Below are 18,390 nucleotides of genomic sequence, written 5' to 3'. Positions count from 1 at the left end.
TCATTCCTGCGTAGGCAGGAATCCACAATAAAAGTAAAAAATATGAACATAGGAATAATAGGTTCTGGAACCATGGGAAGTGGTATTGCGCAAGTAGCTGCAACTTCTGGTTGTAAAGTAAAGTTATACGACACCAATCAAGTAGCTTTAGATAAAGCTAAAGCGAGTTTGGAGAAAATACTAAATCGTTTAATCGAAAAAGAAAGAATAGATTTTGAAGAAAAAAATAGAATACAATCTAACATTTCTTATGTCAAAAGTTTAAAAGATTTAGCAGATTCTAATCTAACTATCGAAGCAATTATTGAAAACCTTAACATCAAGAAAAAAGTGTTTTCAGAGCTAGAAAGCTATGTGGCTGAAGATTGCATCATAGCATCAAACACATCAAGTTTATCTATTGCTTCTATCGCAGCTTCATTACAAAAACCAGAGCGTTGCGTCGGAATTCATTTTTTCAATCCTGCACCTTTAATGAAATTGGTGGAAGTTATTCCAGCCATTCAAACCTCAAAAGAAGTTCTTGAGAAATCAATACAAACCATTAAAGACTGGAAAAAAGTAGTGGCTGTTGCCAAAGACACACCAGGGTTTATTGTAAACAGAGTCGCAAGACCTTTTTATGGCGAAGCACTAAGAATTTATGAAGAAGGTATTGCAGATTTTGCAACCATAGACTATAGTTTAAAAAGTTTAGGTGGTTTCAGAATGGGACCATTCGAACTTATGGATTTCATAGGAAACGATGTTAATTACACCGTAACCGAAACCGTTTTTACCGCTTTTTATTTCGACCCAAGATACAAACCAAGCTTTACACAGAAACGATTAAGTGAAGCAGGATATTTAGGGAGAAAATCGGGAAAAGGTTTTTACGATTATGATGAAAACGGTAAACCTGTCATTTCGAACGATAGTGAGAAATCGCATAAAAAAGAGCTCGCAGAAACCATTTTCGACAGAGTATTAGTTATGCTAATAAACGAAGCTGCAGATGCACTATTTTTAAACATCGCATCCGCAGAAGACATAGATAATGCCATGACCAAAGGAGTTAATTATCCAAAAGGATTACTGGCTTGGTCAGACGAAAAAGGAATCGATTGGTGCGTTTCTAAATTAGACGAATTATATAGCGAGTACCACGAAGATAGATATCGTTGTAGTCCTCTATTACGTAAAATGAATAAAGAAAATAAATCGTTTTTTTAATATAACGTCAGTTCGAGTGAAATTGCTTTTTTGCAATTTTGTATCGAGAACAATTAAATATGAAACCAGAACAAATTCCTCATAAAATGCTATCTCAAGATGCCTACAGCACTTGGCTAGGAATAGAAATTCTAGAATGCGAAATAGGTCGCTGTAAAGTAGCAATGACAGTAAGAAAAGAGATGCTAAACAGTATGGGTAAAGCACATGGTGGTATTAGCTATTCTTTAGCAGATACAGCTTTTGGGTTTGCAGCAAATACACATGGTAAATATGCAGTATCAATAGAAACAAGTATTAACCATATTGAGGCTTTAGAAGAAGGTGATTATTTAACCGCAGAATCTGTTATAGAAAACGTAAAAAATAAATTAGGCTTCAATATTATTGAAGTAAAAAGAGGAGATGAATTAGTAGCGCTTTTTAAAGGTGTAGTTTATAGGACAAGTAAATCTTGGGAAGAATAAAATAGAAACGGTTTGTCATTCCGCACTTGATGCGGAATCCATAAAATAATAATTATGAAAAACGCATACATAATAGACGGAATTAGAACACCAATAGGAAACTACAAAGGAACCTTGTCTGCGGTTCGTACAGACGATTTAGGGGCATTAGTAATCTCAGAAGTTGTAAAACGTAATCTAAACATCCCAAAAGAAGCATACGACGATGTTATTATGGGTTGTGCAAATCAAGCAGGAGAAGACAACCGTAATGTAGCTCGTATGTCTTCACTTTTAGCAGGATTACCATTTACCGTTCCTGGAGAAACCGTAAACCGATTGTGTAGTTCAGGTTTATCAGCAATTATTCACGCAAATAGAGCAATAAAAGCAGGCGATGGCGACGTATTTATTTCTGGTGGTGTGGAAAACATGACACGCGGACCCTACGTTATGGCAAAACCTTCATCCGCATTTGGAGGCGATTCTAAACTATACGATTCTACTTTCGGATGGCGATTTATAAATCCGAAAATGCAGAAATTATATGGAACAGACGGTATGGGAATGACTGCCGAAAACCTAGTAGAGAAATATAATATCTCTCGTGAAGACCAAGATAAATTCGCACTTTGGAGTCAGCAAAAGGCAAGCAAAGCACAAGAAAACGGAAGACTAGCAAAAGAAATTGTAACAGTCGAAATTCCACAACGTAAAAAAGACCCTATCCAATTTTTAAAAGATGAGTTTATAAAACCAAGCTCTTCTTTAGAAGTTTTAGGAAAACTAAGAGCAGCCTTTAAAAAAGAAGGTGGAAGCGTAACCGCAGGAAATTCTTCTGGATTAAACGATGGAGCAGCAGCAACCATTATCGCATCCGAAGATGCAGTAAAAAAATACAATCTTAATCCATTGGCAAGAATAGTAAGTTCTGCAGTGGTTGGTGTCGAGCCAAGAATTATGGGGATTGGTCCTGTGCAAGCCTCTAATAAAGCATTAGAAAAAGCTGGTTTAACTATGGATGATATGGATGTCATCGAGTTAAACGAAGCCTTTGCAGCACAAGCTTTGGCGTGCATTCGCGCTTGGGGATTAGCAGATAACGACCCAAGAATTAATCCAAACGGAGGAGCTATTGCTATTGGTCATCCGCTTGGTGTAACAGGTGCAAGAGTTGCCTATTCGGCAGCTTTAGAACTGCAGGAGAAAAATATAAAATATGCTTTAATTACCATGTGTATTGGCGTTGGTCAAGGTTATGCAGCAATAATTGAAAATGTAAATGTGTAATATAGTTTGGGCGTTACCACAAGGGTCGCGCTTTCACTACTCGCTCTTTTTGAGAAAAACAAAAAGGAGCTCAAACAAACCGTTCAATCGCTAACGCAGCAATCCGCTGAGGTTAGTGATTTATTAAAGTTTTGTCATTCCTGCGAATGCAAGAATCTCTTAGTAAAAAGGAAATAAATTTTGGCTAAGAAAGAACATAGCAAGTAAGTGCGTTAGGGATAGAGGCATTTGTTGAAGCTCTTTTTTGTTTTTCACAAAAAAAGCGACTCCCGAAAGCCCGACCTATAGGTAACGCAATAAAAGAATAGAAGTCTAATTTAATAGATACCCACTTTCGTGGGCATTAAGATGAATAAAATACAACACTACGTTCAAGGTTCTTGGACCACAGGAAAAGAAGAAGGAGTGCCAATCTTAGATGCAGTAACTGGTGAAGCATTCACTAGCGTTGCAATCGAAGGATTAGATGTTCCAGAAATTCTAAACTACGGAAGAACCAAAGGAGGAGAAGTTCTAAGAAAAATGACCTTCCAAGAGCGTGGAAATATGCTTAAAAAATTAGCATTATATCTAACTAAAAGAAAAGATGCTTTTTACGATTTAAGCTATAGAACAGGAGCAACTAAAGTAGATAGTTGGATAGATATTGAAGGTGGTTTTGGTAACCTGTTTGCTAATGCATCGTTACGTAAATTATTTCCAAATCAACCCTATCACGTAGAAGGAGATGCTATCGATTTATCTCGTGGCGGACGCTTTATGGCGCATCATATTATGGTGCCTAAAAAAGGCGTTGCTGTACATATTAACGCTTTTAACTTCCCAGTTTGGGGAATGTTAGAAAAATGTGCGGTCAATTGGATGGCAGGAGTTCCTGCTGTGGTGTTACCTGCACCTTCCTCTTCGTATTTAGCAGAAGCCGTTGCAAGAACTATTATTGATTCCGGAATTTTACCAGAAGGTGCTTTGCAAATCATTAACGGAACGGTTAAAAATATTCTAGATACTGTAGAATCTCAAGATGTAGTCACGTTTACAGGTTCTGCACAAACCGGACGATTATTAAAAGCGCATCCAAGATTAATTCAAGAATCGGTACCTTTTACTATGGAAGCCGATTCTTTAAATGCGTCTATTTTAGGAGAAGATGCGGTTCCAGGAACGGCAGAATTCGACTTGTTCATCAAAGAAGTTAGAAAGGAAATGACCGTTAAAGCTGGTCAAAAATGTACAGCCATTAGACGAATTATTGTTCCAGAAAAATTAGTTGACGATGTACAAGCTGCATTAGCAAAACAATTGGATAAAGTAACTATTGGAGACCCAAGATTAAAAGAGGTTAGAATGGGTTCTTTAGTCAGTCATCAACAAGTACAAGCAGTTCGAGATTCGGTAAATGATTTGTCAAAAGAAGCACAAATTGTGTATGGTAATTTAGACGACATAAATACCATTGGAGCAGATGCCAAAAAAGGCGCATTTATTAGTCCGATACTATTACGAGCAGATAACCCATTTCAAAATACAGTCATTCACGAACGTGAAGCATTTGGACCAGTAAGTACCATAATGCCTTATAAAAATTTAGACGAAGCCATTACTTTGGCGCAAATGGGAAAAGGGTCACTAGTGTCTTCCATCGCAACCAACGATGATAAAATTGCGAAAGACTATGTTATAAATGCAGCATCGCATCATGGTAGGATTTTAGTTCTAAATAGAGAAAGTGCGAAGCAAAGTACAGGACATGGTTCGCCATTACCATATTTAGTCCATGGTGGTCCAGGACGTGCTGGTGGAGGTGAGGAAATGGGAGGCATGCGTGGTATTAAGCATTATTTACAACGTACAGCCATTCAAGGTTCGCCAACAACCATTACCGAAATTACAAGAGTTTACCAACAAAATGCAAAATATAAGGAAGCTGAACAGCATCCGTTTCAATACCATTGGGAAGATATTCAACCAGGAATGTCCTTAAAAACCCACAAGCGTACCTTAACAGATACTGATATTCAGAATTTTGCCAATTTAACTTGGGACCACTTCTATGCACATACCGATATTACATCTTTAGACGGAAGTATTTTTGAAAAAAGAACAGCACATGGTTATTTCATTATTTCTGCAGCAGCAGGATTATTTGTGTATCCAAATAAAGGGCCTGTAGCAGCCAATTATGGCTTAGATAGTATCCGATTTTTAAGACCATTATATCATAACGATACTATTTATGTGCGTTTAACGTGTAAAGAAAAAGTAGATCGTGATGTTGCTTCTGCAGAACATCCTAGCGGCATTGTAAAATGGCATGTGGAGGTTTTTGATGCTAATTTTGAAAACCGACCAGAAAGTCAGAAAACAGAAAAAGATAGTCCGTTAGTTGCTGTTGCAACCATTTTAACGATGGTAGAGAAAAAGCAAGAAACTTTTGTGGAAATGACAGAAGAAAAAATTGATGCATGTCTTTCTACATTACAAGAAAATGCAAAACCAAAATGGGGAATCATGACGCCTCAGCATATGATTGAGCATCTAGAATATACCTATAAAATTGCTTCCGGAGAGATTCAAGATTTTGAGATTGCAACACCGGAAAAAGTCTTAGAAAAAGTACATCACAGTTTATATAACTACGATAAATTTCCGAAGAATTCTCAATTTCCGCGGTTAGAGAAAGATACATTCGAGCCTTTAAAGCATACCGATTTAGAAACAGCAATTGAAAAATTTAAAGAGCAACGCAAGAAGTATCTAGAATTTTATAAAGAAAATCCAGAGGCTAAATTGAAAAATTTGGTTTTCGGAGAATTGAATAAATATGAAGCGTATTTATTAGAAAGAAAACACCTTAACCATCATTTTGAACAATTTGAATTAATATAATTTGTCATTCCTGCGAATGCAGGAATCCACAATAGAAGAATAATTTAAAAAATAGATTCCTGCCTTCGCAGGAATGACGGTAAAAAACAAAAATATGAGTGAACCTTATGTTAAGTTAGAAATAATAAACGAAGTAGGATACATAGAGTTTTTCCATCCTGCACACAACTCGTTACCAGGAAATGTATTAGCAAAACTAGCGCAAACCATTACTGATGCAGGAACTAACGACGCAATTAAAGTTGTCGTTCTTAAAAGTGGAGGAGATAGAACCTTTTGCGCAGGAGCAAGTTTTAATGAACTTATCAATATTAATGACGAAGCCACAGGAAAAGTATTCTTTTCTGGATTTGCAAACGTAATTAATGCGATGCGTAAATGTCCAAAATTCATCATTGGTCGCGTACAAGGAAAAACCGTTGGAGGAGGTGTCGGTTTAGCAGCTGCAACCGATTATTGTATGGCGACTAAATTTGCAGCTATTAAGTTAAGTGAGCTTAATATTGGTATTGGGCCATTTGTAGTTGGACCAGCCATTGAACGTAAAATGGGATTAAGCGCCATGTCGCAAATTGCAATAGATGCGAATACATTCTATGCACCAGAATTTGCGAAAGAAAAAGGACTTTTTACACATGTTTTCGATAAAACAGAAGAACTAGATGAAGCTGTGAAAAATACAGCAGAACATTTATGTACTTATAATACTGATGCTATGCTTGAAATGAAAAAAGTCTTTTGGCAAGGTACAGATCATTGGGATGCTTTATTGGCAGAACGCGCAGCGACTAGTGGAAGATTGGTGTTGAGCGATTTTACAAAAGAAAAATTGAAGACTTATAAATAACCAAATCTTGCAAGGTTTCAAAAACCTTGTAGTTGTAATTAGAAAAATATGGCAATTTATTCTTTTAAAGGATACACACCAGTCGTTCACGAATCAAGTTTCGTGCATCCTTTAGCTGCTGTAACAGGAAACGTAATTATCGGTAAAAACTGTTATATAGGTCCAGGAGGAGCTATTCGTGGAGATTGGGGACAAATTATTTTAGAAGATGGAGTTAACGTGCAAGAAAACTGTACAGTGCATATGTTTCCAGGCAAATCAATCACTTTAAAAGAAAGTGCGCATGTTGGACATGGAGCCATAATCCATGGCGCAAATTTAGGACGTAATTGCCTTATTGGTATGAACACGGTAATAATGGATGACGTCGAAGTTGGAGATGAATGTGTCATTGGAGCCATGTCATTCGTCAAAGCTGAAACTAAAATTCCATACAGAAGTTTGGTTGTTGGTAATCCAGCTAAAATCATCCGTGGAGTTACCGATGAAATGATAGCATGGAAAACAAAAGGCACACAATTATATCAGCAATTACCAGCAGATTGCCATGAATCATTAAAAGCAGTAGAACCACTTCGAGGAATTCCTGAAAACATGAAAGTTCAAGATGAGGTATATAAAACGCTTCGGGAAACGTTTAAGAAGTAAATAGTTTAAAACCTGTCAGGTCTTCTGAGAATCACAACACCCGACTCAAATCTATCTCATTAGTTTCTTTACTAGTAGAAAGTGCGATTAAACTCTGAACATTACCCAAATAAGGCAACAATGTCAATTTAGAAATAATAAAAGATTCATAAGCTTCAATGTCTTCCACCACCAATTTTAGCAAGTAGTCAAAATTTCCACTGACTCTATGGCATTCTATTACTTCAGGAAAGTTGTTAATTTCCTTTACAAATTTTTCTAAATAACTTCTGGTGTGACCTTGTAAAGTAATACCAATAAATACGGTCAATTTCAAACCAATTTTTTTGTTATTTAAAACCGCAACATATTTCTCAATATAACCTTCTTTTTCAAGCTTCTTAATTCGTTCAAAAATAGGAGAAGTCGTCATTCCAAGTTCTTCAGCAATACTTTTTGTTGTTCTGTTACTATTTTTCTGAAGAATAGAGAGCAGTTGCGTGTCAATTTTATCGAGCGTATGTGGCATAAGAAAAATTATTTTTTTAGTGTGTCAAATATATCAATTAATAGATGAATATTCTTTTTATTAAAAATTATAAAGAAAATTTTGCTGAATAAATTTATATCTTAAGATTTTAACAACTGAAAATATTCATATTAATTATCTTTATTTCTTTAAAATTGAAAGTTTTGACAGAGTTTGAATTAAAAATGCCTAAAATGGGCGAAAGTATAACTGAAGGCACCATTATAAATTGGTTAATTTCCGAAGGAGATACTTTCCAAGAAGGAGACATCATCCTAGAAGTTGCCACAGATAAAGTAGATAATGAAGTACCTGCACCAGCATCTGGAACATTAGTTAAAACCTTATTTCAAGCTAAAGATGTGGTTCCTGTTGGAGAGGTTATGGCAATTCTTGTAATTTCAGAGGAAATTAAGTCTTCAAATAAGAAGCCTGTCATTTCGAACGAAAGTGAGAAATCTCATAAGCCGAAGACAGCGGTAAAACGACCAAAACCTGTTCCGCAAACTTCAACGTCTTTTTCAACATCAAATACAAATGCCTTCTTTTCGCCATTAGTATTTGAAATAGCAAAAGAACAGCATATCAGTTTTGAAGAATTAGCCAGAATACCTGCAACAGGTCACGAAGGCAGACTACGCAAAAGCGATGTGTTCAACTATATAGAAGACGGCAGACCGTATAAATTCGCGCAACCAGTATCGGAAAAAGATCCAACTGCATATCGTATTCCACAATTACAATTCGATAAAGGCAAAGGTAAAGTCATCGAGATGGACCGTATGCGTCAAATGATTGCCGACCATATGGTGTATTCTAAACACACCTCGCCTCATGTTACCGCTTATGTTGAAGCAGATTTAACTAATATGGTAAACTGGCGAAATGCAAACAAAGTCGCTTTTCAAGAAAAACATGGCGAACGCTTAACCTTTACGCCATTATTTGTAGAAGCAGTAGCAAAAGCAGTAAAAGATTTTCCAAATATTAATGCTTCGGTAGATGGTAATAATATTATTGTAAAAGAAGATATAAATATTGGTATGGCAACTGCATTACCAAGCGGAAACTTAATAGTTCCTGTGGTAAAAAATGCAGATACTAAAAATTTAAAAACTATCGCTAGCAATGTAAATGAATTAGCAGGAAAAGCAAGAGAAAACAAATTAGCTGGAGACGATATTAAAGGCAGCACATTCACGATTTCTAATGTAGGAACCTTTGGTAGTGTTATGGGAACACCAATTATTAACCAACCAGAAGTTGCCATTTTAGCATTAGGGATTATAAAGAAAAGACCAGAAGTTATCGAAACCGAAAATGGAGATGAAATCGCTATTCGTAGCATGATGTATTTATCTTTATCATTCGATCATCGCGTTGTAGATGGCTTTTTAGGAGGGAGTTTTGTTCGCAGAGTAGCCGACTATTTTGAGCAATTTGATGTCAATAGAATAATATAACCCGTTTTGTCATTCCTGCGCAGGCAGGAATCCGCAAAAACCAAATAATTAAAATAGATTCCTGCCTTCGCAGGAATGACAAAGATTATGAAACACAAAATATCAATCACTAAAGTAGAAAAATCAAAAGTCAAAAATATAGACTTTAATAACATTCCACTAGGTACAACATTCACAGACCACATGTTTATATGTGATTATAATAATGGCGTTTGGGAAAACCCAAGAATAGAACCGATGGGAATGATTCCTACGCATCCAGCAGCCATGGCATTACACTATGGACAAGCCATATTCGAAGGCATGAAAGCAACAGTAGATGCAGATGGAAATCCAATGCTCTTCAGACCATCCAAAAATGCTCAAAGATTAAACTTTAGTGCAGATAGAATGGGAATGCCTTCATTTCCAGAAGAATTATTCGAGGAAGGTTTAAAAAAATTAGTTGATATAGAGCGAAATTGGATTCCACCAATGGACGGAAGTGCACTCTATTTAAGACCATTTATGTATGCAGACGAAGCTTTTATTGGAATGCGTGCAGCAACACATTTTAAATTTATCATTATGGCATCACCGGCAGGACCATTTTTTACAAAACGCATAAAATTGTGGGCAGAAAACAAGTATATACGCGCAGCATCAGGTGGAACTGGAGAAGCTAAAGCTGCAGGAAATTACGCAGCAGCCATTCGTCCAACCGAATATGCAAAAGCCAAAGGTTATGATCAAGTACTGTGGTTAGATGCTGTAGAACATAACTATATTCAGGAAGTTGGAACTATGAATATCTTCTTCAAAGTCGATGGAAAATTCATCACACCAAAACGCGATGGTTCAATCCTAGATGGTATTACAAGAATGAGTGTTATTGATATTTTACGAGATAAAGGTTACGAAGTAATAGAAAGAGCAATTACTATTCAAGAAATTCGTGATGCTGCGATTGATGGTAGTTTAGAAGAAGCCTTTGGAACTGGGACAGCAGTAGGTATTGCTTACATTCAAGAAATTGCTATGGGAGAAAAAACTATTCATGTGTCCGACGAAAGTCCAGTTGGTTTAGAAGTGAATAATACGTTAAATGACATTAAAACCGGAAAAACAGAAGATAAATTTGGTTGGATGCTTAAAGTTGAAAAGCAGTTAGCGTAATATGATTTGGGCGTTACCACAAGGGTCGCGCTTTCCGTTATATCTTTTTTGCTTTTAATGGCAAAAAAGGATGCCACATCAATCGCTAACACGGAAGTAACGGTCCAATAGTACATAACGTCACTTCGAGTGATTCCGATTTTTTCATCGGAATTGTATCAAGAAGCTCATCAAAACGTTCTCGATACAAAATTGCAGAAAAAGCAATATCACTTGAACTGACGAGAGATTGTCATTCCTGCGAAGGCAGGAATCCAAAATAAAAAGAACAAAATAGATTCCTGCCTGCGCAGGAATGACAAAATGCAACCGCTTTTGTGGTCATAGATACTGAAATAAATTCAGCATAAAATGAAAAAAGAAACACTAAAAAAAGGATTTTCCAAACTCTGCACAGCGCAAGCTATGGCAGAATTATATGAGGCTAATTTTAAACAGGTTTCAAAATATGTACACGCAACGTCTAGAGGTCATGAAGCTATCCAGATTGCTTTAGGTATGCAGTTATTGCCGCAAGATTATGCATTTCCATATTACAGAGACGATGCGATGTTGTTATCATTTGGTTTAGAACCTTATGATTTAATGTTGCAATTATTAGCAAAAAAAGACGATCCGTTTTCGGCTGGAAGAACCTATTACTCGCATCCAAGTTTAAAGGACGACGATAAACCAAAAATTCCACATCAATCTTCGGCTACAGGAATGCAAGCTATTCCTGCAACTGGAGTTGCAATGGGAATGCAGTATAAAGAATTACAAGGTTTAGCGGATTATAGTTTACAGTCAGATCCTGTTAATTCAAACACAGTGGATACGGCTTTAAAACCAATCACAGTTTGTAGTTTAGGGGATGCTTCAGTAACCGAAGGAGAAATAGCCGAAGCTTTCCAAATGGCAGCATTAAAGCAAATGCCAATCCTATATTTAGTGCAAGATAATGGTTGGGATATTTCGGCAAATGCGGCTGAAACCAGAGCACAGAACGCAGCAGAATATGCAGCAGGTTTTCACGGTTTGGAGGCTATTTCAATTGATGGAGCCAACTTTACAGAAAGTTACGAAGCCTTAGAGAAAGTAATAGAAACTATCCGAACTGAGCGTAGACCATTTTTAGTGCATGCCAAAGTACCATTATTAAATCATCATACGTCTGGTGTAAGAATGGAGTGGTATCGAGACGATTTAGACGAAGCGCGTTCTCGCGATCCTTATCCAGTTATCAAACAACAATTATTAGATGTCGGTTTTTCAGAAAAAGAAATTGGAGACATAGAAAATTCTGCAAAAGCGAAAGTGCAATTAGACTTTGAAAAAGCATTACAAGCTGAAGATCCAAAGCCTGAAGATTTATATACTAACGATTTTGTACCAACACCAATAACCGAAGAAAAAGGAACGCGCTCACCAGAAGGCGCAGATAAAGTTGTAATGGTAGATTGCGCACTATTCGCAGTTGAAGAACTGATGAAAAAGCATAAAGAATGTTTGCTTTACGGACAAGATGTTGGAGGTAGATTAGGTGGTGTTTTTAGAGAAGCAGCTACTTTAGCTCAAAAATTTGGGGACGACAGAGTCTTTAACACACCAATTCAAGAAGCCTTTATTGTAGGTTCAACTGTTGGTATGAGTGCTGCTGGATTAAAACCCATTGTTGAGGTTCAGTTTGCCGATTATATTTGGCCTGGATTAAATCAATTATTTACAGAAGTTAGTAGAAGTTGTTATTTATCTAACGGAAAATGGCCAGTTAGTATGATACTTCGTGTACCAATTGGAGCATATGGAAGTGGTGGTCCTTATCATTCATCTTCAGTTGAAAGTGTGGTTACCAATATCAGAGGCATTAAAATAGCCTATCCAAGTAATGGAGCCGATTTAAAAGGTTTGATGAAAGCTGCGTATTATGATCCAAATCCTGTAGTTATTTTAGAGCATAAAGGTTTGTATTGGTCTAAAGTTCCAGGAACACAAGGCGCAACATCTGTGGAGCCAAGCGAAGATTATGTATTACCTTTTGGTAAAGCTTGGGTTTTACAAGAAATCTGGAAACAAGAAAATGTAGAAACAATAACCATTGTTACGTATGGAATGGGAGTGCATTGGGCTATGAATGCTAGTGAAGAACTAGGTATGCAAGACCAAATTGAAGTGATTGATTTACGAACTTTATTTCCTTTAGATGAAGACACAATTATGAAATCGGTTAGGAAAACAGGTAAGTGTTTAGTGGTAACTGAAGAACCTTCAAATAATAGTTTTGCACGCGCATTATCTGGGAAGATTCAAGAAGAGTGTTTTAAGTTTTTGGATGCTCCAGTTATGACGATTGGTAGTGAAAATATGCCTGCAATTCCTTTAAATTCTACCTTAGAGCATACTATGATTCCTTCAACTGAAAAAGTAAAAGCTAAGATTGAAAAGTTATTCAATTATTAAACTAAAAAAGCCTATCCAAAAGATAGGCTTTATTCTTAAAAAGATTGTAAGGTATATAATTATATAACTTTTACATTAACTGCATTTAATCCCTTTTTTCCTTCGGTTAAATCGAATTCTACATTATCTCCTTCTCTTACTTCATCAACTAAACCAGAAATGTGTACAAAATGCTCTTTGCCGCTTCCTTCTTCTGTTATGAATCCAAAACCTTTAGAGTCATTAAAAAATTTTACTGTACCAGTACTCATATTATAATATATTAAATTAAGTGGTAAATGTAGTCTAATTAATTGATATTCAATTATTTTGAGTCTTAAAATTTATAAAATAAGGTAAGTGCCTAAGCCTTAGTCTATAGAATATTAAATAAGGCATATTTAATGTTTATATATCGTATTCAAAAAGTGATTTTGTAAATTTTTCTGGGTTTTCAGCTAAATGATATCTTGGATCATCAATGGCTTCAACTATTACGTCTTTAAATTTTGGACTCGCTTTGTAAAGCAAAACTTTACAGTCTTGACTTAAATGTTTTAATTTAATGGTCTTGCCAGCAGCTTGATATTTTTCAACTAAAATAAAAATAGCTTCGATAGCAGAGTGGTCTGATATTCGAGCTTCAACAAAATCAATTTCAACTATATCTGGATCATTTTTTATATCAAATTTTTCATTAAAAGAAGTAATACTTCCAAAGAAAAGTGGTCCCCAAATTTCATAAGTTTTTGTACCATCTTCTTTAAATCGTTTTCTGGCTCTAATTTTCTTAGCGTTCTCCCATGCAAATGATAATGCAGATATTATAACACCTACAAATACTGCGATAGCTAAATCAAAGACTACAGTTACAACAGAAACTATTATTAGTACAACGGCATCAGACATTGGTATTTTTTTCATGATACGAAAACTAGACCAGGCAAATGTTTCTATTACCATCATAAACATTACACCTACTAAAGCAGCAATAGGCACTTGTTCAATATATTTATCAGCGAAGAGTATAAAGGTTAATAATGTAATGGCCATCATTACACCAGACAACCTGCCTCGTCCTCCTGCATTAATATTAATTACGGTCTGGCCAATCATTCCGCAACCACCAGTTCCTCCAAACAATCCGCTTAACATGTTACCTGCGCCTTGAGCAACACATTCTTTATTTCCATTACCTCTTGAATCCGTTAATTCATCCACCAGATTCATTGTCATCAATGTTTCAATTAAGCCAACAGATGCTGCTAAAAATGCATAAGGTGCAATGAATTTTAGTGTATCTAAATTAAATGGTAGATGGCTCCAAAGTTCTACGAGGTTTAGTTTACTAGATAATTCATCAAAACCGTTGAGTCCAGCACCTCCACCATCTCTAATAAAATCACCAACATTAATGGATTGCAGTCCTCCAAAAATAGAAATTAGTGTGACAATTAAGATTGCAGTAAGCGCTGCTGGTAGCTTTTTTGTCAATTTAGGTAAGCCCCAAATTATAAACATGGTTAATAAAACAAGACCAATCATGATGTAAAGTTTATTGCCTTGCATAATGGATTTAACGACACCATTATCCTTTACAGAATAAAAACCATTATTTTGAAAGTTGAAAACAACCTTCTTCGTAGTAATATCGTATACTTGGTTATCTGCAATCACAAATACTTCTTTACCAGTATTAATGCTTTTTACCGATTCATTATCTATTGAGAAAATAGCTGTGCCAGAAATTAAATCGTTAACAGTATTGTTTTGTACATTATAGACTAGCTCTTTAGATTCCGTTTTGCGCATGTTTTGCCCAAAAATGTCTTTTGTATTCTCTTTAAACATACCTAGTTGAGCCATGAAGATTACTATGGCTAATCCGTTAACAAAGCCCATCATTACTGGATGAGGAATTAAACGAACAAATTTCCCAAGCTTAAATAAGCCTGCCAATACTTGAATAATTCCCATTAAAACAACAGCAGCTAATAAATAAAAATAACCCATATTTTCTACGGGAGTATCAAATAGGAGGCCTTTGGCGTGGCCTTCTTGTATCATGTGAACAAAAATAACAGCCACAGCGCCTGCTGCTCCAGAAATTAAACCTGGTCTACCTCCAAATAAAGCAGAAATTATACCAATGATAAATGCTCCAAAAAGTGCAACAATAGGACTAATTTGAGCTACGAATGCAAAAGCAACAACTTCTGGGATCATTGCTAATGACACTGTGATACCTGAAAGAATATCATTCTTAGGGTTTTGAGTAAAGTTTTTCATTGTTTTCGACCCGAGTTTCATAATTTATTCTTCTAAAAGGCGGCAAAGATATACGTTTTAGTTTTAATGCCTAATCAAATATGATTTGAAACAAAAAAAGCACTAGCTTTATACTAGTGCTTTAATGCTAAAATTAAATTTCATTATTTTACTTCGGGTGGAAATAGCATGAACATCTCAGATACAAATTCTTTAATTCGAGCGTCTTTTTTATCTGTGTTTTTCACTTCAAGATTTCCTGTTCCTGAGCCTTGCCATATTAACTCCTTCTTTTTAGAATTTAAAATGTCAATAAATAATACACCTTGAGTTGAAACTGAAACTTGATTGTTATTCCAGCCAGAGCGCCAGCCCCAACCACCATAACCGCCCCAACCCCAAGCACCATTGCCCCAAGCATTGTTGTAAACGTCAACACGTTGATTAGATTTAGTAAATATACTGACTAGCATATCTGGATTTTCAGATTTTGTATAGCCTTTTGCTAATAATTCAGCTTCAATAGCTCTTAAAATCCTGCGCTTATCAATGTCATTTATTTCTGCTTTGTCAATACCAGGTTTAAAGAAAGCAAACGTTTTGTAATCGTCAAAATTAGATTCTCTATCATAGTCAGCGGTAACTTTTACTGAGCTACAAGAAGATAGAATTACTAATAAAAGTAAAATAGGAGTGAATTTGAGTAGTTTTTTCATGGTCATTTTATTTAAGTGTTATACTTCATTGAATATAGCATCATCAACACTATTTGGCAATGTAATTTTTAGATTTGGTTCTTTTGCCATTGCCCGTTTTATAGCGAAAATAGCACCGTCATTTCTGGCCCAACTACGTCTAGCGATTCCATTATTAACGTCCCAAAATAACATTTGTTTTAGTCTTTTAGATGCTTCTTTACTTCCATCAAGAACCATACCAAAACCTCCGTTTACAACTTCACCCCAACCAACTCCACCACCATTATGGATGCTTACCCAGGTTGCACCTCTAAAACTATCTCCAATGACGTTTTGAATTGCCATATCTGCGGTAAAACGTGAACCATCATATATATTGCTAGTTTCTCTATACGGAGAATCTGTACCAGAAACATCGTGATGATCTCTACCAAGAATAATATATCCTAAATCTCCTTTTTGTATGGCTTTATTAAAAGCTTCTGCAATTTTAGCGCGACCTTCTGCATCTGCATATAGAATTCGAGCTTGAGAGCCAACGACTAAATTGTTGTCTTGTGCGCCCTCAATCCATTGAATATTATCTGCCATTTGCTGTTGAATCTCTTTTGGAGAATTTTTCATTATGCTTTCTAAAACTTCACATGCAATCTTATCCGTTTTAGCTAGATCTAGAGGGTTACCAGATGCGCAAACCCATCTAAAAGGACCAAAACCATAATCAAAACACATTGGTCCCATAATATCTTGCACGTAGCTCGGGTATTTAAATTCGCGACCAATAGTAGGACTTTCAGACATGATATCTGCGCCAGATCTAGAGGCCTCTAGCAAAAATGCATTACCATAATCGAAGAAATATGTGCCTTTAGCCGTATGCTTGTTAATTGCTTTTGCGTGACGACGAAGTGTTTCTTGAACTTTTTGCTTAAATAGTTCTGGATTGGATGCCATCATTTGATTGGCATCTTCAAAAGAAATACCTACAGGGTAGTAACCACCAGCCCATGGATTGTGCAGTGATGTTTGGTCACTACCTAAGTCTATTAGAATATTAGCTTCATCAAATTTTTCCCATACATCTACAATATTTCCTAGGTAAGCTAACGAGATCGTCTCTTTTTCTGTTTTTGCTTTAATAACTCTGCTAACGAGTTCATTTAAGTCTGTGATTTTTTCATCGATCCATCCTTGGTCTAACCTTACTTGTGCTATTTTTGGATTTACTTCTGCGCACACCGTAATACAACCAGCAATATTTCCAGCTTTAGGTTGTGCACCAGACATGCCGCCTAATCCTGAAGTTACAAATAGACTTCCTTTAGGTTCTTTTTTTATTTTTCTAAACCCGTTTAAAACAGTGATAGTTGTTCCGTGAACAATTCCCTGTGGTCCAATGTACATATAGCTACCAGCAGTCATTTGGCCATATTGAGTAACGCCGAGTGCATTGAATTTTTCCCAATCATCCGGCTTTGAGTAATTAGGGATCATCATACCATTAGTAACAACTACACGAGGAGCTTCTTTATGTGAAGGAAATAGTCCCATTGGATGACCTGAGTACATGACGAGAGTTTGATCGTCATTCATTTCTGCAAGGTACTTTACAGTTAACCTGTATTGCGCCCAGTTTGAGAAAACAGCTCCATTTCCGCCATAGGTAATAAGCTCATGAGGATGTTGGGCTACAGCGTAATCTAAATTATTCTGAATCATAAGTATGATAGCAGCAGCTTGTTTAGATTTTGCAGGATACTCGTCAATTGGTCGTGCATACATTTTGTAATCAGGTCTAAATCTGTACATGTATATCCTTCCGTATGTTTTTAATTCATTTTGAAACTCCTTAATTAAGACCTTATGATGTTTTTTATCGAAATAGCGCAATGCATTTCTTAGTGCTAATTCTTCTTCCTCTTCGGATAAAACGGACTTACGCTTTGGAGCGTGGTTTATGCTTGTGTCGTAAGGTTTCTCGATAGGTAATGTTTCTGGGATACCTTCTAAAATCTGATCTTTAAATGATAATGTAGATGTTTGCATTACTTTTTTTTTAAAGTATTTTTATTGAATCCATAAGGACAATGTCTGCAGCCACTTTCACAACAATAACCACGTTTTAAGTGATATTGTTCTGTAAAGCAACGATAGCCTTCTGGTGTGAGATAGTAGTCTCCATCTTCAATTGGGACATAATTCTTCATATTAAACAAAGATAATGTAATTTGGTGTGATTTTTGAAAGGATAATAGGTGTGATTATTATATCAAAATATCTGGTACCGAGAGGTTATGTTGGGATAACTATTTTTCCTTTTGTGTTGTTAAAATTTGAAGGGTTAAGAGGGAGCAAGACACTTTTAAACCATGAGAAAATACATCTGAAGCAACAAATTGAATTATTGATTGTTCCTTTTTTTATTATTTATGTCATTGAATTTTTGATTAAATTGGTTACATACCGAAATTGGGATTTGGCCTATAAAAATATTTCGTTTGAACGAGAAGCATATGCAAATGAAAAAGACCTTGATTATTTAAAATCAAAG

Annotated in this window: 15 protein-coding genes; 9 read left to right on the top strand and 6 right to left on the bottom strand. The window is 35.9% G+C overall.

Going from position 1 to position 18,390, the window contains the following annotated elements:
- Positions 1–42 precede the first annotated feature (42 nt).
- The 6 genes from Q0891_RS11785 to Q0891_RS11760 all read left to right on the top strand — a co-directional run bounded on the left by Q0891_RS11785 (position 43) and on the right by Q0891_RS11760 (position 7,329).
- Positions 43–1,212, top strand: a complete 1,170-nt coding sequence (locus Q0891_RS11785) for a 3-hydroxyacyl-CoA dehydrogenase NAD-binding domain-containing protein (protein ID WP_299101838.1) — start codon at positions 43–45, stop codon at positions 1,210–1,212.
- Positions 1,213–1,271: 59 nt separating this feature from the next.
- Positions 1,272–1,679, top strand: coding sequence for a hotdog fold thioesterase (locus Q0891_RS11780; RefSeq protein WP_299101837.1), 408 nt, complete (start codon positions 1,272–1,274; stop codon positions 1,677–1,679).
- A 54-nt stretch (positions 1,680–1,733) separates the two neighbouring features.
- Positions 1,734–2,948, top strand: a complete 1,215-nt coding sequence (gene pcaF / locus Q0891_RS11775; protein ID WP_299101836.1) for a 3-oxoadipyl-CoA thiolase — start codon at positions 1,734–1,736, stop codon at positions 2,946–2,948.
- A 348-nt stretch (positions 2,949–3,296) separates the two neighbouring features.
- Positions 3,297–5,834 (top strand): phenylacetic acid degradation bifunctional protein PaaZ, encoded by a 2,538-nt coding sequence (paaZ, locus tag Q0891_RS11770; protein WP_299101835.1) that lies wholly within the window; start codon positions 3,297–3,299, stop codon positions 5,832–5,834.
- Between the two features lie 94 nt (positions 5,835–5,928).
- A complete protein-coding gene (locus tag Q0891_RS11765; protein ID WP_299101834.1) occupies positions 5,929–6,681 on the top strand; it encodes an enoyl-CoA hydratase/isomerase family protein in 753 nt (250 codons plus the stop codon).
- Positions 6,682–6,729: 48 nt separating this feature from the next.
- Positions 6,730–7,329 (top strand): transferase hexapeptide repeat family protein, encoded by a 600-nt coding sequence (locus tag Q0891_RS11760; protein WP_299101832.1) that lies wholly within the window; start codon positions 6,730–6,732, stop codon positions 7,327–7,329.
- Between the two features lie 31 nt (positions 7,330–7,360).
- Here the strand turns inward: Q0891_RS11760 and Q0891_RS11755 are convergent, their stop codons facing one another.
- A complete protein-coding gene (locus tag Q0891_RS11755) occupies positions 7,361–7,837 on the bottom strand; it encodes an Lrp/AsnC family transcriptional regulator (RefSeq protein WP_299101831.1) in 477 nt (158 codons plus the stop codon).
- 185 nt (positions 7,838–8,022) lie between these two features.
- Here Q0891_RS11755 and Q0891_RS11750 point away from each other — a divergent pair, with 185 nt between their 5' ends.
- From Q0891_RS11750 to Q0891_RS11740, 3 genes are all read left to right on the top strand, one after another.
- Positions 8,023–9,300 (top strand): dihydrolipoamide acetyltransferase family protein, encoded by a 1,278-nt coding sequence (locus Q0891_RS11750; RefSeq protein ID WP_299102185.1) that lies wholly within the window; start codon positions 8,023–8,025, stop codon positions 9,298–9,300.
- Positions 9,301–9,387: 87 nt separating this feature from the next.
- Positions 9,388–10,455 carry a branched-chain amino acid aminotransferase gene (locus tag Q0891_RS11745; RefSeq protein WP_299101830.1) on the top strand — a complete coding sequence of 356 codons (1,068 nt, stop codon included), beginning with the start codon at positions 9,388–9,390 and terminating at the stop codon, positions 10,453–10,455.
- 351 nt (positions 10,456–10,806) lie between these two features.
- Positions 10,807–12,894, top strand: a complete 2,088-nt coding sequence (locus tag Q0891_RS11740) for a thiamine pyrophosphate-dependent enzyme (protein ID WP_299101829.1) — start codon at positions 10,807–10,809, stop codon at positions 12,892–12,894.
- A gap of 59 nt (positions 12,895–12,953) precedes the next feature.
- Here Q0891_RS11740 and Q0891_RS11735 read toward each other — a convergent pair whose 3' ends face one another.
- The 5 genes from Q0891_RS11735 to Q0891_RS11715 all read right to left on the bottom strand — a co-directional run bounded on the left by Q0891_RS11735 (position 12,954) and on the right by Q0891_RS11715 (position 18,046).
- Complete coding sequence (locus Q0891_RS11735; RefSeq protein WP_299101828.1) at positions 12,954–13,145, bottom strand: cold-shock protein; 192 nt, start codon at positions 13,143–13,145, stop codon at positions 12,954–12,956.
- 136 nt (positions 13,146–13,281) lie between these two features.
- Complete coding sequence (locus tag Q0891_RS11730) at positions 13,282–15,162, bottom strand: SulP family inorganic anion transporter (protein WP_299101827.1); 1,881 nt, start codon at positions 15,160–15,162, stop codon at positions 13,282–13,284.
- A 143-nt stretch (positions 15,163–15,305) separates the two neighbouring features.
- The gene (locus Q0891_RS11725; protein WP_299101826.1) at positions 15,306–15,857 is read right to left on the bottom strand and encodes a DUF4136 domain-containing protein; all 552 of its coding nucleotides are present in this window, start codon (positions 15,855–15,857) and stop codon (positions 15,306–15,308) included.
- 18 nt (positions 15,858–15,875) lie between these two features.
- On the bottom strand, positions 15,876–17,885 hold the full coding sequence (locus Q0891_RS11720; RefSeq protein WP_299101825.1) for a urocanate hydratase: 2,010 nt from the start codon (positions 17,883–17,885) through the stop codon (positions 15,876–15,878).
- Positions 17,885–18,046, bottom strand: coding sequence for a DUF5522 domain-containing protein (locus Q0891_RS11715; protein ID WP_173299313.1), 162 nt, complete (start codon positions 18,044–18,046; stop codon positions 17,885–17,887). Before Q0891_RS11715 ends, Q0891_RS11720 begins: the two co-directional genes overlap by 1 nt.
- Positions 18,047–18,390: the final 344 nt, after the last annotated feature.

Source organism: uncultured Winogradskyella sp., assembly GCF_947498005.1.
Classification (GTDB): domain Bacteria; phylum Bacteroidota; class Bacteroidia; order Flavobacteriales; family Flavobacteriaceae; genus Winogradskyella.
This window is presented reverse-complemented; position numbering and strand designations above follow the sequence as displayed.

Bases quoted from the DNA above. Each gene is read 5' to 3' on its own strand.
- Q0891_RS11735 (WP_299101828.1), bottom strand. From the start codon at position 13,145: ATGAGTACTGGTACAGTAAAATTTTTTAATGACTCTAAAGGTTTTGGA.
- pcaF (WP_299101836.1), top strand. From the start codon at position 1,734: ATGAAAAACGCATACATAATAGACGGAATTAGAACACCAATAGGAAAC.
- Q0891_RS11765 (WP_299101834.1), top strand. From the start codon at position 5,929: ATGAGTGAACCTTATGTTAAGTTAGAAATAATAAACGAAGTAGGATAC.
- Q0891_RS11760 (WP_299101832.1), top strand. From the start codon at position 6,730: ATGGCAATTTATTCTTTTAAAGGATACACACCAGTCGTTCACGAATCA.
- Q0891_RS11785 (WP_299101838.1), top strand. From the start codon at position 43: ATGAACATAGGAATAATAGGTTCTGGAACCATGGGAAGTGGTATTGCG.
- Q0891_RS11745 (WP_299101830.1), top strand. From the start codon at position 9,388: ATGAAACACAAAATATCAATCACTAAAGTAGAAAAATCAAAAGTCAAA.
- Q0891_RS11715 (WP_173299313.1), bottom strand. From the start codon at position 18,046: ATGAAGAATTATGTCCCAATTGAAGATGGAGACTACTATCTCACACCA.
- Q0891_RS11730 (WP_299101827.1), bottom strand. From the start codon at position 15,162: ATGAAAAACTTTACTCAAAACCCTAAGAATGATATTCTTTCAGGTATC.
- Q0891_RS11720 (WP_299101825.1), bottom strand. From the start codon at position 17,885: ATGCAAACATCTACATTATCATTTAAAGATCAGATTTTAGAAGGTATC.
- Q0891_RS11780 (WP_299101837.1), top strand. From the start codon at position 1,272: ATGAAACCAGAACAAATTCCTCATAAAATGCTATCTCAAGATGCCTAC.
- Q0891_RS11740 (WP_299101829.1), top strand. From the start codon at position 10,807: ATGAAAAAAGAAACACTAAAAAAAGGATTTTCCAAACTCTGCACAGCG.
- Q0891_RS11755 (WP_299101831.1), bottom strand. From the start codon at position 7,837: ATGCCACATACGCTCGATAAAATTGACACGCAACTGCTCTCTATTCTT.
- Q0891_RS11725 (WP_299101826.1), bottom strand. From the start codon at position 15,857: ATGAAAAAACTACTCAAATTCACTCCTATTTTACTTTTATTAGTAATT.
- Q0891_RS11750 (WP_299102185.1), top strand. From the start codon at position 8,023: ATGCCTAAAATGGGCGAAAGTATAACTGAAGGCACCATTATAAATTGG.
- paaZ (WP_299101835.1), top strand. From the start codon at position 3,297: ATGAATAAAATACAACACTACGTTCAAGGTTCTTGGACCACAGGAAAA.